The organism is Blautia sp. DFI.9.10 (genome assembly GCF_024461705.1).
Lineage (GTDB): Bacteria > Bacillota > Clostridia > Lachnospirales > Lachnospiraceae > Blautia_A > Blautia_A fusiformis.
Genome location: NZ_JANGAA010000011.1, coordinates 28,480 through 43,985 on the forward strand (window position 1 = coordinate 28,480; position 15,506 = coordinate 43,985).

A 15,506-nucleotide genomic window follows, 5' to 3' on the forward strand; every position below is an offset into this window, starting at 1 on the left:
AATCACTTTAAGCAGTCTCACTTTCCTTTTGTATTATAATGAAAAAGTTTATCGTTTTCCGTGATGTATATCACATTTTTATTCCTGAATCCGTATCATTACAGACAGTCAGCTCAAAATGGTTTCTGTTTGTTTTTATAAGTCCTTCTTTTTGCAGCTTTGATATCTCCGAAGACATTGCCGCACGGTCAATGCAAAGATAATCTGCCAGCTGCTGCCGGTCAAAAGGAATATCAAAGGATAACGATGCCTGTCTGATAGATACCGACGACAGATAGGACAACAGCTTATCCCTTGTCGTTCGCTTGCCCACATGTGTGATCTTATCGTTGAGGATCAGGATCTTATTTGCCAGAACACCGACCAGGTTACGGATTAGCTTCTGATGATGCTCACATACTATTGGGCAGGAAACCAGAAGCCTTTGAACATTTAATAAAATAATCTCACAATCTTCGTCTGCTACCACACTGACATTCAGAACAGCTCCCGGACTTGCTGCATATGGTTCACCAAAAAAATCTCCTGCATGACATTTTGACAGAATATTCCGATGTCCCCACAGGTCTTCCTGAATAACAAGAACACAGCCTGCCACCACAAGTCCCATTACTTCGGTAGAGTCTCCGGCTCTGAAAATATAAGAATCCCGTTTTCTGGAGATTGTTGCTGCATTTACACAATGCAGTATGGATAATATCTCATTATCAGTAAGACCTTTAAAGAAAGGGCTCGTTCTTAGAATGGGTAAATATTTTTTCAAAATTAATCCTCCTGTTGGAAATCAAACATACACGTTGTAATTATTATACTATACTCCTAACAGAAACCAAGGATAAATACTACTAGTCGAGGATAAAATAATAAGAAAGATCCTTCGAAAAAATCACAGAATAAAAGGAGAATACAATAATGGATAAAAAAATGTTTTGTTTTCAGTGTGAACAGACAGTCGGATGTACCGGCTGTACCGGAAATGCCGGTGTCTGCGGAAAAAAAGCAGATACAGCGAAATTACAGGATGAGCTGACAGGTGCATTGATCAGTCTGGCTAAAGCTGCCGACAGCACGGAAACTATTTCAAAAAGGACCGGACAGATCATAATCGAAGGATTGTTTACTACAGTTACAAATGTAAGTTTTGACAATGCAGCAATCGAAAATATGATACAAAAAGTCAGAGCTGAAAAAGAAAGACTGGCTCCTGACTGCAGAACAAAGGAATATGATCTTCAGCAGCTGTGGAATGCCAATGAAGATATCCGCTCCTTGAAATCTCTTATTCTCTTTGGTATCCGCGGAATGGCTGCCTATGCCTATCATGCAAGTGTTCTGAATTATGAAGATGCCGAAGTGAATCAGTTCTTCTGCGAGGCATTATCTAAGATCGGTTATGAAGAAAGCACAGAAGCACTGCTTTCCACAGTACTCAAAACAGGAGAGATCAATCTGAAGTGCATGGCACTTCTTGATAAGGCAAATACAGAAACCTATGGAACACCAGAGCCAACTGATGTTACACTTACGGTAGAAAAAGGGCCTTTTATTGTCGTGACCGGACATGATCTGAAAGATCTGCAGCTTTTGCTTGAACAGACTGAGGGAAAAGGAATCAATATCTATACACATGGTGAAATGCTCCCTGCCCATGCCTATCCATTCTTAAAGAAATACGCTCACCTGAAAGGCAATTTCGGAACTGCATGGCAGAATCAGCAGAAAGAATTTGACCATCTTCCGGCCCCGATCCTCTACACTACCAACTGTCTGATGCCTCCAAAAAGCAGCTACGCTGACAGAGTATTTACAACAGAAGTGGTTGCCTTCCCGGGAGCTGTCCATATTGACGAGAAGAAAGATTTCACACCGCTTATTGAAAAAGCACTGGAGCTGGGCGGTTACAAAGAAGATCGTATGTTCTCCGGTATCAACGGCGGAAAAAAAGTGACAACCGGTTTTGGTCATGCAGCCATCCTGTCCCATGCAGGTACTGTAGTAGAGGCTGTAAAATCAGGTGCGATCCGCCATTTCTTCCTGGTTGCCGGCTGTGATGGTGCCAAACCAGGTCGAAACTATTATACGGAATTTGTAAAGCAGACACCTTCTGACAGTATCGTTCTCACCCTGGCATGTGGAAAATTCCGTTTCAATGATCTCGATCTGGGAGAGATCGGTGGTCTTCCACGACTGATGGATATGGGTCAGTGTAATGATGCTTATGGTGCGATCCAGGTTGCTGTGGCACTTGCAGATGCATTTGGATGTTCTGTAAATGAGCTTCCGCTTTCCTTCGTACTCTCCTGGTATGAACAGAAAGCAGTCTGTATCCTGTTAACCCTCCTGCATCTGGGTATCAAAAATATCCGTCTTGGTCCTTCTCTTCCGGCGTTCCTTTCTCCTAATATTCTGAACTTTCTGGTTGAAAATTATGGTATTGCACCTATCACCACACCGGAAGAAGATATCAAAGCACTGATGAACCAGTAAAAGTAAATTTTTCAAAGCCTTTACAAAATCAACAAAGCCGATACAGGATTCCAAAAGTCCTGCATCGGCTTTATTTACAGGTCTGAAGACTCGGATCAGCCGACAACACTTTTAAACATGTGCAGCGATATTCTGATGGAGTTAAATGATAACGTTTTTTAAACAATCTGCAAAAATAATCAACGTTATGAAATCCGCTTTCATAAGCGATCGTTTTTACTTTTTTATTCGTATTTTTCAATAACCAGGAAGCTGCCTGAAGTCGATATCCTATCAGATAATTAACCGGTGTAGTATGTAAAAAACGGTGGAACAAATTAAGTGCAGTACTTTTGCTGATTCCTATATGCGAAGCAATTTCATCCAGAGACAAATTGCGATTATAGTTTTCATGTATATATTGCATGATCAACTGCACTCTTTTCTGTGCAACTTCATCCACTGTCTGTACATCTCCTTTATCAGATAACTTTACATTTTCATAAAAAGTCAGCCATAAATCCTGCAGCAATGCCAAAGTAGCAAGTTCTCTTATTTTCTCATTCCTCTGTATTTCCATTATTTTTATCATAGTTTGTATAATCTTTGTTTGCCATAGTTCATCAGGCTGAAAACGCTGGAAATATATATTCGATGAAATGATTGGCAAAATATATTTCTTATAGATCAGGCTGTTCTCCGGTGCAATAAATTCCGGCATACATACAAAGTTAGGAATGATACCACCTGATGATGCGTAAAAGCGGTGCAATATTTTAGAATTAATAAAAATTGCTTCTCCTTCTGACAATATAATCTGTTTTTCTCCTATTCCGCATGTAACTTGTCCGGACTCGACATATAAAAACTCAAATTCTCTGTGCCAGTGCCACTCAATACAATGAAAATCAAACAATTCCAGATTATCATAATAATACTGGAACGGATAATCACTGCTTCCATGCTGTTTAATTTCCATGAACTCCTCGTCTGTAAGTATTTTATTATAATCCATCCCATATCACGTTCTTTCTTTTTTACGATATTATACAGTATTTCTATAATTTAATTCAATGTATATATCTGATATTTGCTATATAATCAAGTAAAAAAAGAAAAGAGGTATTCTTATGATTTTTAAATGGATGAATGAAAGTGAGATCAACATTGAGGGCGACAAAATTGAAATAACCGCACCACCCAGAACAGACTTTTTTGTGAAAGTATTGATGAATGTGAAGATTGAACATAAAACTGTTAAAAACATTCGGAGAGGAAAATAAAAAATGAATGCTGTAAAAAAAACTAACTACCATAAGACAAAAATAGCCTGTTATATGGGATTTATCACACAGGCTATTGCGGCAAACTTCGCACCGCTTCTTTTTTTGAAATTTCATAGTGACTACCATATTTCTCTCGGTAACATTGCTCTGATATCCACTTTCTTCTTTTTCACACAGCTTCTGGTTGATCTGTTCTGTGCCAAATTCGTAGATCATATCGGATATCGTGTGTGCATTGTTGCATCAGAAATATTTGCTGCATTGGGTCTGCTTGGACTGGCATTTTTACCTGATTTTTTACCTGATCCTTTTATTGGAATTATATGTAGTGTTATTGTTTATGCCATCGGAAGCGGTTTAATAGAAGTACTTTGCAGTCCTATTATCGAGGCCTGTCCGTTTGAAAACAAAGAAGCAACTATGAGTCTGCTCCATTCGTTTTACTGTTGGGGAGCTGTTGGGACAATTTTGATTTCCAGCTTATTTTTCCTGATATTTGGAATAGACAGTTGGAAGTGGCTCGCCGTAATATGGGCAATCATTCCTGCAATTAATACTTATAACTTCATGACCTGTCCCATTGAATCTCTGGTTGACAATGGTTCTGGAATGGAAATTAAAGATCTGTTTTCCAAGCCATTTTTCTGGGTTGCAATATGTCTGATGATCTGTTCCGGAGCTTCTGAACTTGCAATGGCTCAATGGGCATCTGCTTATGCAGAATCAGCTCTGGGATTATCAAAAGCTCTGGGAGATCTAACAGGTCCATGTATGTTTGCAGTAACAATGGGAATCAGCCGTATAATTTTTGGTAAATATGGAGAGCAGTTAGATTTAATGAAGTTTATGAGTGGTTCAGGCATATTATGCGTTGTCTGTTATCTGCTTACTGCTTTGTCATCCAACCCGATCATCGGACTGATCGGTTGTATTGCATGTGGATTTTCAGTTGGAATCATGTGGCCTGGAACCATCAGTATTTCCTCAAAAACTTTTCCAACAGGTGGAACGGCTATGTTCTCTCTTCTTGCCATGGCAGGAGATTTAGGTGGCAGCATTGGACCTGGAATTGTTGGTCGTATCACTCAGAATGCTGGAAATAATATTAAGATCGGCATGGGATTCGGACTTATTTTTCCAGTAATTCTATTGTTTATGTTATTCCTGCTGTATCGGAAGAAGATATCAAAGCACTGACTTATTGATTGTAATTATATTTTTTTCACTCTGCAAACCCGGAAGCTGTATCATCACTTTGCTGCCAGATACTATAGACCTGATACAGCATTGAGCGGAACCTGAAGATTTCTGGTAAAATTGTCATGATTTCCGCATGCCAGCATCTTCATCTGTACCCGCATTGCAAAACTCAGATTTAATATCATCATGATCGCAGTACGTGCCACACGTTCTGTGCTGTATGCCAGGATATTACAAACTGTAATCCCCTTCTTCCGTGCTGCTATCAGTCGGCCATGATCTCCGAAGATCCACATAGGATATTAAAAAGTTTGCAAACCAACCGGCTGGTACAGCAAGCCAGACAAATACAATGCCAAAACGCGGTGCACAGATCAAAGCAACAGACAGGCGGATCGCCAGGTTCACCATATTTGCAATGAGGAACGGGCGCATGATCCCAAGACCACGAAGAACCCCATCGGTTGCCATTTTGATTCCCATAAAGATGAAGAAGTAACCAAGCCATCTCATATAACCCTCGGATACCTGATAGGCCAGGGCAGTTCCATCTTTACCAAGGAATAGCGAGGAAATCTGCGTGTGCAGTGTTTCAATGACTATAAAAGCAAGAACTGCAAAACATACATCTAACACCAGTGCAGCGTGATATCCTTTTTTGATCCGTTCAATTTTCTTTGCGCCAAGATTCTGGGAAACATATGGGGAAACCGCATTGCCAATGGATACAAAAATCAATGAAAAAACATTCTCTACCCGCATCGTCGCCGCATACCCCGCAAGTGCCTGTGTACCGAAGGGATTTACAACAGCCTGTACGATCATCATACCAATGGACACTGTAGACTGCTGAAGAACCGAAGGTACAGCAATTTGAAGCATGGAATGTAACTCCTGCCTGTCAAACCAGTCAAAGCGACTTTTATATCGACGCATCCGGCTAAGGAAAAGCAAAAGTGAAAACACCGCAGAAATTCCCTGTGCTATAAGAGTCGCAAGGGCTGCACCAAACACACCGAGACCAAGTCCGGCCACCATCCAGAGATCCATAAAAATATTTAAGATTGACGAAAATATCAGGAGCCCCAGCGGGATTTTTGATTCGCCTATGGAAGTAAACATATTGGAAAGAATGTTATACATAAACAGAAACGGAAATCCCACAAAATAGACCCGCAGATATAACACTGCATCATCCAGTATATCGCCAGGGGTTTGTAACACACTCATCATCCAGTGGGAAAAGCAAAATCCAAAAACCCCAAGGACTATACTTAGAATTAAAAAGCTAAACAAGGATGTTGACACGATGGTCTTCATTTTTCCATACTCCCTGGCACCGAAATAGCGGCTCACCAGCACACCGGCACCGACACCTGCCCCCAGTGCCACACAAATAAAAACATTGGTCAGCGCTGCACAGGCCCCGACAGCTGCAAGTGCGGAGGAACCAACAAATTGGCCGACGATGATAGAGTCAGCCATATTGTATATTTGCTGAAAAAAGCTGCCCAAAATCATTGGCATTGCAAAAACCGTCAGCGCTTTAAGAGGCGCATCTGTGATCAAATATTCATCTTTTGACATTATCCTATTCCTCCACAGGTTTCATAATTTCACTTATTGCTACACTGCCCGGCGTTATCAGCTGCAGCTGCAATACGATCTTATCACGTATTAAAGATATTAAAGGATTACGGCTATAAAAATCAGCCCCCAAAGCCGAGACGTTCTCTCAATGAATTTCCCGACCGATCCATTCCATGATCACATTTACAATATATTCCTGCTCCGCTTCTGTCAATTCCCGTCCTTTCGGAATACGATGCCATTTTTCCAGACATCCCCTGCAACAGGTAGCTGTGGCATGCTGGGCTACAAAAACCGGATGCCCTCTCATCGGTGTCTGTTTTCCATCATTTGGTATTTCTGCCGGTGCAAGACGCTTTCTGATAAAATCACAGGCATGCTCACGTACTTTCTCCATTCCCTTTTCTGATACATAACTCCGATCGTTTGCCTTCAGGGAAAAACTGCTTCTGAACTTTGACTGCGACAGGCGTTTCCAGAGATTTCCCTTATAAACTGCCGGTGTCTCACATACCATAGAAGGCTGGATGCTGCCCTTATAGACGATCATCTTCTTACTGTCGCTTCCATTCTCATTTGCGGTCTCGTCTACTGCTTCTTTCAAAAGCTGTGCCTTCACTTCCTGTGCTTCTTTGCTGTCCGGCTGCAGACGTCTTGCCAGACATGTATTTCTGCCAGTTGTCGTTTCATTTTTTATCGCATAATACACAGCTTTCTTCTCTCCGACAAGTACCAGGATCTTTTTCGCCCTGGTCACACCTGTATAAAGGAGATTTCTCTGCAGCATGACAAAATGACTCATAGTAAATGGCATGACAACGATTGGATATTCGCTTCCCTGGGATTTGTGGATCGTCACTGCATAGGCAAGCGCCAGTTCGTCCAGCTCTGTCACATCATAAATTACTTCCCGTTCATCAAACAGAACTGTCAGTTCCCGTTCTTCCACGTCAACTTTTGTGATAGTCCCAATATCTCCGTTAAATACTTCCTTATCGTAATCATTCCGGATCTGCATCACCTTATCCTTCAGCCGGTACTGTGTGCCGCCTCTCCGCAGAAAGATCTTTGACGGATTCATGGCTTCCTGCAGCACCTGGTTCAGATTTACTGCCCCACATTCGCCTCTCTGCATCGGAGTCAGCACCTGAATATCCTGCAGTGGATCTACATGATAGTATCTCGGCAGGTTCGTCTTACAATATTGGATGATAGTATCCACCACTTCCTGATTACTCTCTTTGGTGGCAAAGAAAAAGTCGGCATCTTTCCCGCCTCTCATATCAATGCCTTCCCCTCTATTGATCCGGTGTGCATTCATGATGATCCGACTTCCCTGTGCCTGACGGAAAATCCGTGTCAGACGAACTACAGGAACACATCCGGAATCAATAATATCTCTGAGAACATTGCCCGCTCCGACACTTGGTAGCTGATCAATGTCGCCTACCAGAATCAGAGACATCTGCTGCGGCAATGCTTTTAAAAGATTATACATCAGCATAATATCGATCATGGAACATTCATCCAGTATCAGCACATCTCCTTCCAGCGGATGCTCTTCATTTTTCTGATAGCCTTCCGGAGGTTTATATTCCAATAACCGGTGAATCGTTTTTGCTTCCATTCCAGTTGCTTCTGACATTCTCTTTGCTGCTCTTCCAGTCGGTGCAGCAAGAATGATCTGACATCCAGCCTGCTTATATGCAGAAATAATTCCCAGAGTTGTTGTAGTCTTTCCGGTTCCAGGTCCACCGGTCAGCACCATGACCTTAGAGGAAACCGCTGTCTTTACCGCCTGCCACTGAATCTCGTCATAAGTAATTTCTGATGAAGCTGCTACTTTCTCCAATATTTCTTCCGTATCCTCAGATTTCTTCTTTCCACAGGACATCAACCGAAGCAGCCGCTTTGCACAGCCACTTTCTGAAAAATAATATGGGGGCAGATAAATTGCTTCCCGATCTTCTGCTTCATCTCTGATCACATCATTCGTGCGGATCATCTCATCCAAGGTGATCTCCAGCTCCGGTTCTTCCACTTCCAGAAGTTCCTTTGCCCTTCCAGTCAGCTGTTCTCTTGTTGTATAACAATGACCTGCTTCTGCCAGCTTATTCAATGTATAAAAAATGCCACTGCGCAGACGGACAAATTTGCCTTTGTCAATCCCCATCTTCTGTGCAATGGAATCCGCTGTCTTAAATCCAATTCCCCAGATGTCATCTGCAAGCCGGTATGGGTTCTCCTTTACGATCGCAATGCTCTCACTTCCATACGTCTTGAAAATCTTTGTCGCATGAGAGGTGCTGACCTCATGACTCTGCAGAAAAAGCATGATATTCTTGATCTCTTTCTGCTCCTGCCAGCTTGTTTTGATCCGGTCTACACGTACTTTTCCTATACCTGATACTTTGAGCAGTTCATCTGGTGTCTCTTCAATAACATCCAGTGTATCCTTCCCGAATTTTTCCACAATTCTTTTTGCAAACTTTGGACCAACGCCCTTCACCAGACCGGAACCAAGATATTTTTCGATTCCATATACTGTGGCAGGAAGTGTCTCTTCAAATTTCTCCACCAAAAACTGCCGCCCATATTTGGCATCCATCTTCCACATACCTTCCAGAGACAGCACAGAACCAACATGGGTATCCGGCATCGTGCCAACTACTGTGACAAGATCACTGTAATTCTTCACCGCACATTTCAGAACCGTGTAGCCATTGTCGGCATTCTGATATGTAATTCTCTCAACTACACAACGTAAGTGCTCCATGCCCGTCTCCTTCTACTCATAATTCATTACAAATGACCACAGAATAAAATGCTCTGATCCATAAAAGATCACCAACATACATCCGCTTTACGGCAGAATCTCAAGCCAGTAGCCATCTGGGTCTACGATGAAATTTCTTCTCCTTTTGTACATTCTGTGTTTCTAATGCGTGACTTATATTGCGGATATTCAGTAATAAACCGCTTAATTACATTGGCATCATTCCAGTAATGCATTGGAAAAATGACATTGCAATCTACATTTTTAAGGAAATACAGGATCCCGTCAGCATAGTGATCTCCCTGTCTCGGATCCAAGGGAACAAATGCAGCGTCAAAATGCATACCCTTGATTTTCCTGATCGCCGCGCGATATGCTGAAGTAAGTCTCTGGTTATCAGCTTTCGACCCACCATCCCAATACCAGTCGTTTAAATCACCGGCATGATAAATGGTACCTTCCTTTGTTTTGACAATAAATGCGACACCACTATCGTTAGATAGCAATGTATCAACTTTGGTTTCATTATCCAAACTATAAGCTTGATCATGATAAACATATGTGATCTTCATATCCGACAAATGATTCCTTTTTCGTATATCATTCGCCAGGATTGCCTGATAAGTCATTCCCATATCATCAAGGATCCCAAAAATTTGTGGGTTAAAATGATCCTTATGGAAGTGACTGCAAAAAACGATCACTTCTTTCTCCTTGTCAAGATTCGGTAATTCACCCTTGTAATAATCAAAAATATAGTAGCAGTCTCTGGTCTCAACCAAAAATCCACTGTGGTTAATGTAAGTAATTTTCATAATATCACCTATATAAATTAACGCCGGTACCGGATAGCAAATCTTTCTTTGCCATGTTTATTTTTCCTTTTTCGAGCGTTTGTAAATTTCACGACAACAGCATTTCTAATACAGATTTTATCGTATTTTTTAGATTCCGTCCATCCTTTATCCACAGCTGGTAGAAAAATGTGAAATGATACTTTTACAAATTCTATTACTTGTTGTTAGTTCATAATTCATGTATAATCCTGTCTTTGACAGTCCTCTTTCACAGTGTTAATATCCTGCACCAGTGTCCGTATTTTTCAGGATCTTAATAAGACGGCTTGTTCCAAGACGCTCTGCGCCAAGACTGATAAATTTTTCTGCATCATCGAAGGATGAAATTCCACCTGCTGCCTTAACTTTTACATTTTTTCCAATATATTTCTTCATCAGCTCTACATCTGCAAAAGTTGCTCCCGCTGTAGAAAATCCGGTAGAAGTTTTGATAAATTCTGCTCCTGCATTTGTAACGATCTCACACATTTTAATTTTCTCTTCTTCGGTAAGAAGGCATGTCTCAATGATGACTTTGAGGATTCTTCCATCACAAGCTTCATGGATCGCACGAATCTCATTCTCTACTTCCTCATATTTTCCATCCTTTAAAAATCCGATGTTAATAACCATATCGATTTCTGAAGCACCATTTGCAATGGCGTCTTTCGTCTCAAATACCTTTACAGCAGTTGTATTATATCCGTTCGGGAAACCGATCACTGTACAAATCGGAAGTTTTCCCGCTACATATTCCGCTGCCTGTTTTACATAAGCAGCCGGAATACATGCAGATGCAGCCTCATATTTCATGGCATCATCCAGGATTCCTCGAATATCATCCCATGTTGCAGTCTGTCCAAGTAATGTGTGATCCACCTTTTTTAATATATCTTTTTTATCCATTTTACGTTCCTTTTACTTCAGTTCATCCAGAAGAGAACTTCCAATTGTTCCCTCCGGCATCTTAACTTCAAAATTATCTGCGATCGTTGCACCGATTACTGCAAAAGTATTCTGATCTTCCAGTTTTCCGTATCCCCCCATAGATGGGGAATAAGCAAAAAATGGTACTTTTTCTCTTGTGTGATCAGTTCCTGTATGTGTCGGATCATTTCCGTGGTCAGCTGTAATGATCAGAAGGTCATCCTCACGAAGCTCATTAAGAAGTTCACCAAGTTTTACATCAAATCTTTCAAGTTCCTCTGCGTATCCCTTTACATTGCGTCGATGTCCCCAAAGAGCATCGAAATCTACAAGATTTACAAAACAAAGCCCCTCAAACTCTCTTTTCGCAATGTCAATTGTCTGCTCCATTCCATGAACAGAGCTTTTTGACTTATTGGACTCTGTCAGTCCCTCGCCGTCAAAAATATCAAAAATCTTTCCAACGGAGATCACATCATAACCTGCATCCTTCAATGCATTAAGCGCAGTTTTTCCGTAAGGCTTCAGTGCATAATCATGGCGGTTGCTGGTACGTTTGAACTCACCTTTTTTCTTGCCAAGGTAAGGTCTTGCAATAACACGTCCGACTTTCCACTCATCCCTCATGGTGATATCACGGGCGATCTCACAGCAGCGATACAGTTCATCCAGTCCGAAAGTCTCCTCGTTTCCGCAGATCTGCAATACAGAATCAGCAGATGTGTAAACGATCATATGACCGGTAGCGATTTCTTCCTCAGCCAGTTCATCCAGGATCTCTGTTCCGCTGGAGCTCTTGTTTCCAATTACTTTATGTCCCGTTCTCTTCTCAAGCTCATCGATCAGCTCTTTTGGAAATCCGGTCTCTGTAAAAGTCTTAAACGGTTTTGTGATGTGAAGCCCCATCATTTCCCAGTGTCCTGTCATAGTATCTTTTCCGGTACTGGCTTCTTTTAAAAATGTATAATAACCCATTGGTCGCTCCACTGCTGCAACCTGTTTCAACGGATGAAGATTTGCAATTCCAAGCTTCTGAAGGTTTGGAATCGTAAATTCATCTACATTCTGGGAAATATGTCCCATAGTATCTGTTCCTTCATCCCCGTACTGGGCTGCGTCCGGCATTTCTCCTGCCCCAAAGGAGTCTATTACAATAGTAAATATTCTCTTATATTTCTTCATAATTTTTGTCTCCTTTCTGCTGTCTTACTTATGGATCTTACATATTTACAACAACTTTTGTTACTAATTCCTTGAAGGATTTCGCTACGCGGTCTGCTGTTTCCTGCACTTCTTTATGGTTAAGCTCTTTTTGGGAAATTCCTGCTGCCATATTTGTGATACAGGAAATTCCACAGATTTCCATTCCCATGTGTCGGGCAGCCATAGCTTCGCATGCGGTGCTCATTCCAACTGCATCTCCACCCCATCTCTGTGCAAGTCTTACTTCTGCAGGAGTCTCATAATTCGGTCCTGTAAACTGTACATAAACACCTTCCTGAAGTTTGATGTCACATTCTTTTGCACATTTGCGGATCACATCCTGAAGACGGCGGCTGTATACCTCACTCATATCCGGAAATCTGGTTCCCAGCTCATCCATGTTCGGTCCTATCAGAGGGCTTGGAACTCCCGTTGTAATGTGATCTGTGATCATCATGAAATCTCCCGGTTTATAGGAAGGATTAGCTCCTCCTGCAGCATTAGTGAGAAGGATTTTTTTCGCACCGAGCATTCCCATAAGACGCGTTGGAAGAACAACATCTGACATTGCGTATCCTTCATAATAATGAACACGTCCCTGCATGATTACAACCGGTGTTTTCTCCACATACCCAAACACAAAACGTCCCTTATGTCCTTTTACAGTAGAAACCGGAAATCCCTCGATGTCCGTATAGTCGATGGTCTGTTCAATCTGAATTCCATCTGCAAAATCTCCAAGTCCGGATCCAAGGATCAGTGCAACTTCTGGTTTGAAATCAATTTTCTTTCTTACGCTTTCCAGGCATGTCATTAATTTTTTATACATGATTACTTCTTCCTTTCTTTTGGGTGTTGTCATTATATTTATGCTTTTTTCATAAAGGCAATTCCTCTGCAATGGTCTTTCCAATGCCCTGCGCGCCTCCCGTCACAATCACTACCTTATTGTTAAACTCCATATAAAATCCTCCCCAAAAATCCGCTTTCTATTTCTGTTGCCACAACATTGTGTATTCTTTTTCACCAGTAGCATCATCGAATCCTTCGCATTGAATATCGAACCCTTCTCTTTGGTAAAAAGAGATGGCTCTGGCATTCTTCTGGTATACGTTTAATCGCAATCTAACTTTTTTATTCTTGATATACTCTAATAAAAGTTTACCTATACCACATGACTGCATTTCATCAGAAACAAAAATACCTTCCATGTATTCGTTACTTAATCCGACAAACCCCTGAATCATTTTATCATCTTCATACACATAGACTTCCGCTTGTGACATCATTTCTTTCACTAATTCATAATTACTTGTCCAATATTGCTCAGGAATAAAATCATGCGCTTTTAAATTGGTTTTCAACCATATGTCAGCAACTCTATTAATATCTATGTTCTGCATCTTTCTGATCATAACGATTATCCTCCATCAGCTTTGATTTCTCTTTAACAAAGAAACTTTATCATCCAAATATCTAATCGATCTTTGAGCTACCACTGATTTATCTTCCATTTTTTACTCTTTCTGCAAATTATCAGATACATTTTACGGGGTTTCCCATGGAAACGTAGGTTCCTTTTTTACTCTTTTGGGTTTCTCTTTCGGCGATATTCTTTTCTTTTTCCCTTTATCAAGGAACGAATATCTGGCGCATTTTTTCTTTTTAGGTGAAAAAAGATCATAATATTTACAATATAGCATTCCATTTTTATTTACAGAATGAAAACACTTTTTACAGTCACAATAAACTGCGGATATTAATCTTGTATTTTCAATTCTACTCATTGAGGTACCTGTTTTTTCACTTTTTATTTTCTATTCCTCTTTTTGGAATTTAATCCTTTGTTCTTCAACCAGTTTCACTTTATAATCATATCTCTTTTTGAAAATATCAGCTTGTTCATAGATCCATTCCATATCATCATACAATTTACTTCCAATATTATGCTCAAATTCTTTTTCAAGTTCTTCCTTACTCATCAGTCCATTGGCAATCAGAAGCGAAAAAAGAACATTTCTGACCATATTATAATACAAAATAATTGTTCCCGGAGCCTCATTTGGCATTTGTCTCAAATACTTTGTAAGTGCATCATAAACCTTACAGCCGCGATTAATTGCAGAAATCTCCTCAATAATCTTATCTGGCTTGCCAAAATACCTCATTGCTTCCTGTATTCCTTCTATTGTATCTTTGTTCTTTTTCTTCGCACGAATCATTTGTTCATCTAATGATTCCTCAAAATTAGGATACGAAAACGGTCTATACTTGAAATCATCTTCCATCTCTCCCTGTTTTACAAAACAATATATCTCTTTTTCATTGTCCTGACGGCGATATAGAGCTTTGGAAACAATAAACTCTTTATCATCTTCTGATATATCCAGAAAATATTTTTCGTCAACACCAAAATACTTCGATAACTGGTTTAATCTTTTCTGAGAAATAGGCTTTACACCGTTTTCCCAGGCACTTACCTGCTGTCGACTTACATCCAAAATATCTGCCAACTCATTTAAAGATATATTGCATCTTGTTCTTATAAATTTTAATCCATTCATAAAATTGTATCCTTTCTTATCATAAGTTCATTGATAAGCGCTCTCAACACTATGAATTGTAACTTTGGTTGACAGCAGGTGTCAATCTGTAACCTTTTCTAAAATTTATCAAATTATCACAACCCAAAACATATCAACACTTTTTTTGAATTATCCTGTGTTTAACACACTTCCAGATAAAAAAGGTGGAGATATTGTTTGCATTTATATGTTGCCTACCATCATATTCATTTATAATGTTTCCTACAATTTCTGAAAAAAGCATTATAGATGTAACTTATTTACAAAACAATACGGATACCCTGATTGAGCACATGAGGATGAGAAGCTCATGTTCCCGTTCAAAATGTCATCGTAGTATTCAGATTTCATTTCTTCTCGGTCATTCCTCCGTAGAAACAACGATGGTATATCTTGATATAACTACGGAACAGGAAATGACAGCCTTAGCCACCCTCTAAGGTGAAAAAAATCAGAAAGTATCTACAAAAAGGAATTCTAAAAAAGATACACTTTCTGAACTGTGTGGCCTCAGGAAACCAAAGTCATAAAACAATATCTTCATCTTTCTTGACAGGATATACCTGAAATGAGGGGTATTCCCGAAAGGTAGAGATATGTTTTTAGTTGTGATAATTTGGCGATCCTAGAGTTATTA

Annotated in this window: 13 protein-coding genes and 1 pseudogene; 3 read left to right on the plus strand and 11 right to left on the minus strand. The window is 40.3% G+C overall.

Annotated elements, in window-relative coordinates:
* Window positions 1-70: 70 nt before the first annotated feature.
* Entirely contained in the window at window positions 71-763 is a 693-nt protein-coding gene (locus NE671_RS08325) for a Crp/Fnr family transcriptional regulator (protein WP_022427006.1), read from the minus strand.
* Between the two features lie 149 nt (window positions 764-912).
* On the opposite strand from NE671_RS08325, the gene hcp reads away from it, so the two are divergent.
* Window positions 913-2,487, plus strand: a complete 1,575-nt coding sequence (gene hcp, locus NE671_RS08330) for a hydroxylamine reductase (protein WP_173746509.1) — start codon at window positions 913-915, stop codon at window positions 2,485-2,487.
* A 70-nt stretch (window positions 2,488-2,557) separates the two neighbouring features.
* On the opposite strand, the gene NE671_RS08335 is transcribed toward hcp, so the two are convergent.
* A complete protein-coding gene (locus NE671_RS08335) occupies window positions 2,558-3,445 on the minus strand; it encodes an AraC family transcriptional regulator (protein WP_022427004.1) in 888 nt (295 codons plus the stop codon).
* 307 nt (window positions 3,446-3,752) lie between these two features.
* Here NE671_RS08335 and NE671_RS08340 point away from each other — a divergent pair, with 307 nt between their 5' ends.
* On the plus strand, window positions 3,753-4,949 hold the full coding sequence (locus NE671_RS08340) for an MFS transporter (RefSeq protein ID WP_021651233.1): 1,197 nt from the start codon (window positions 3,753-3,755) through the stop codon (window positions 4,947-4,949).
* A gap of 234 nt (window positions 4,950-5,183) precedes the next feature.
* On the opposite strand, the gene NE671_RS08345 is transcribed toward NE671_RS08340, so the two are convergent.
* Window positions 5,184-6,539 carry an MATE family efflux transporter gene (locus NE671_RS08345; protein WP_044961387.1) on the minus strand — a complete coding sequence of 452 codons (1,356 nt, stop codon included), beginning with the start codon at window positions 6,537-6,539 and terminating at the stop codon, window positions 5,184-5,186.
* A gap of 35 nt (window positions 6,540-6,574) precedes the next feature.
* On the opposite strand from NE671_RS08345, the pseudogene NE671_RS16170 reads away from it, so the two are divergent.
* Window positions 6,575-6,658, plus strand: a pseudogene (locus tag NE671_RS16170) (AsnC family transcriptional regulator); the annotation flags it as partial.
* A 29-nt stretch (window positions 6,659-6,687) separates the two neighbouring features.
* Here NE671_RS16170 and recD2 read toward each other — a convergent pair.
* The 8 genes from recD2 to NE671_RS08390 all read right to left on the minus strand — a co-directional run bounded on the left by recD2 (window position 6,688) and on the right by NE671_RS08390 (window position 14,848).
* Window positions 6,688-9,318: an SF1B family DNA helicase RecD2 gene (gene recD2, locus NE671_RS08355; RefSeq protein WP_256163865.1), complete on the minus strand. Its 2,631-nt coding sequence runs from the start codon at window positions 9,316-9,318 to the stop codon at window positions 6,688-6,690.
* A gap of 122 nt (window positions 9,319-9,440) precedes the next feature.
* Window positions 9,441-10,133 (minus strand): MBL fold metallo-hydrolase, encoded by a 693-nt coding sequence (locus tag NE671_RS08360; RefSeq protein ID WP_114002500.1) that lies wholly within the window; start codon window positions 10,131-10,133, stop codon window positions 9,441-9,443.
* 258 nt (window positions 10,134-10,391) lie between these two features.
* Window positions 10,392-11,060: a deoxyribose-phosphate aldolase gene (gene deoC, locus NE671_RS08365; RefSeq protein ID WP_092071010.1), complete on the minus strand. Its 669-nt coding sequence runs from the start codon at window positions 11,058-11,060 to the stop codon at window positions 10,392-10,394.
* Window positions 11,061-11,072: 12 nt separating this feature from the next.
* Window positions 11,073-12,263 carry a phosphopentomutase gene (locus NE671_RS08370; protein ID WP_256163866.1) on the minus strand — a complete coding sequence of 397 codons (1,191 nt, stop codon included), beginning with the start codon at window positions 12,261-12,263 and terminating at the stop codon, window positions 11,073-11,075.
* 37 nt (window positions 12,264-12,300) lie between these two features.
* The gene (locus NE671_RS08375) at window positions 12,301-13,113 is read right to left on the minus strand and encodes a purine-nucleoside phosphorylase (protein ID WP_022427082.1); all 813 of its coding nucleotides are present in this window, start codon (window positions 13,111-13,113) and stop codon (window positions 12,301-12,303) included.
* 160 nt (window positions 13,114-13,273) lie between these two features.
* Window positions 13,274-13,699 (minus strand): GNAT family N-acetyltransferase, encoded by a 426-nt coding sequence (locus NE671_RS08380; RefSeq protein WP_256163867.1) that lies wholly within the window; start codon window positions 13,697-13,699, stop codon window positions 13,274-13,276.
* 132 nt (window positions 13,700-13,831) lie between these two features.
* Window positions 13,832-14,071 (minus strand): hypothetical protein, encoded by a 240-nt coding sequence (locus NE671_RS08385; RefSeq protein ID WP_173740903.1) that lies wholly within the window; start codon window positions 14,069-14,071, stop codon window positions 13,832-13,834.
* Window positions 14,072-14,101: 30 nt separating this feature from the next.
* Window positions 14,102-14,848, minus strand: a complete 747-nt coding sequence (locus tag NE671_RS08390; RefSeq protein ID WP_173740904.1) for a helix-turn-helix domain-containing protein — start codon at window positions 14,846-14,848, stop codon at window positions 14,102-14,104.
* Window positions 14,849-15,506: the final 658 nt, after the last annotated feature.

What these genes read in the sequence shown, in the direction of transcription:
- NE671_RS08380 (WP_256163867.1), bottom strand. Translation starts at nt 13,699, where the DNA reads ATGATCAGAAAGATGCAGAACATAGATATTAATAGAGTTGCTGACATA.
- NE671_RS08335 (WP_022427004.1), bottom strand. Translation starts at nt 3,445, where the DNA reads ATGGAAATTAAACAGCATGGAAGCAGTGATTATCCGTTCCAGTATTAT.
- NE671_RS08360 (WP_114002500.1), bottom strand. Translation starts at nt 10,133, where the DNA reads ATGAAAATTACTTACATTAACCACAGTGGATTTTTGGTTGAGACCAGA.
- deoC (WP_092071010.1), bottom strand. Translation starts at nt 11,060, where the DNA reads ATGGATAAAAAAGATATATTAAAAAAGGTGGATCACACATTACTTGGA.
- recD2 (WP_256163865.1), bottom strand. Translation starts at nt 9,318, where the DNA reads ATGGAGCACTTACGTTGTGTAGTTGAGAGAATTACATATCAGAATGCC.
- NE671_RS08345 (WP_044961387.1), bottom strand. Translation starts at nt 6,539, where the DNA reads ATGTCAAAAGATGAATATTTGATCACAGATGCGCCTCTTAAAGCGCTG.
- NE671_RS08385 (WP_173740903.1), bottom strand. Translation starts at nt 14,071, where the DNA reads ATGAGTAGAATTGAAAATACAAGATTAATATCCGCAGTTTATTGTGAC.
- hcp (WP_173746509.1), top strand. Translation starts at nt 913, where the DNA reads ATGGATAAAAAAATGTTTTGTTTTCAGTGTGAACAGACAGTCGGATGT.
- NE671_RS08340 (WP_021651233.1), top strand. Translation starts at nt 3,753, where the DNA reads ATGAATGCTGTAAAAAAAACTAACTACCATAAGACAAAAATAGCCTGT.
- NE671_RS08370 (WP_256163866.1), bottom strand. Translation starts at nt 12,263, where the DNA reads ATGAAGAAATATAAGAGAATATTTACTATTGTAATAGACTCCTTTGGG.
- NE671_RS08375 (WP_022427082.1), bottom strand. Translation starts at nt 13,113, where the DNA reads ATGTATAAAAAATTAATGACATGCCTGGAAAGCGTAAGAAAGAAAATT.
- NE671_RS08390 (WP_173740904.1), bottom strand. Translation starts at nt 14,848, where the DNA reads ATGAATGGATTAAAATTTATAAGAACAAGATGCAATATATCTTTAAAT.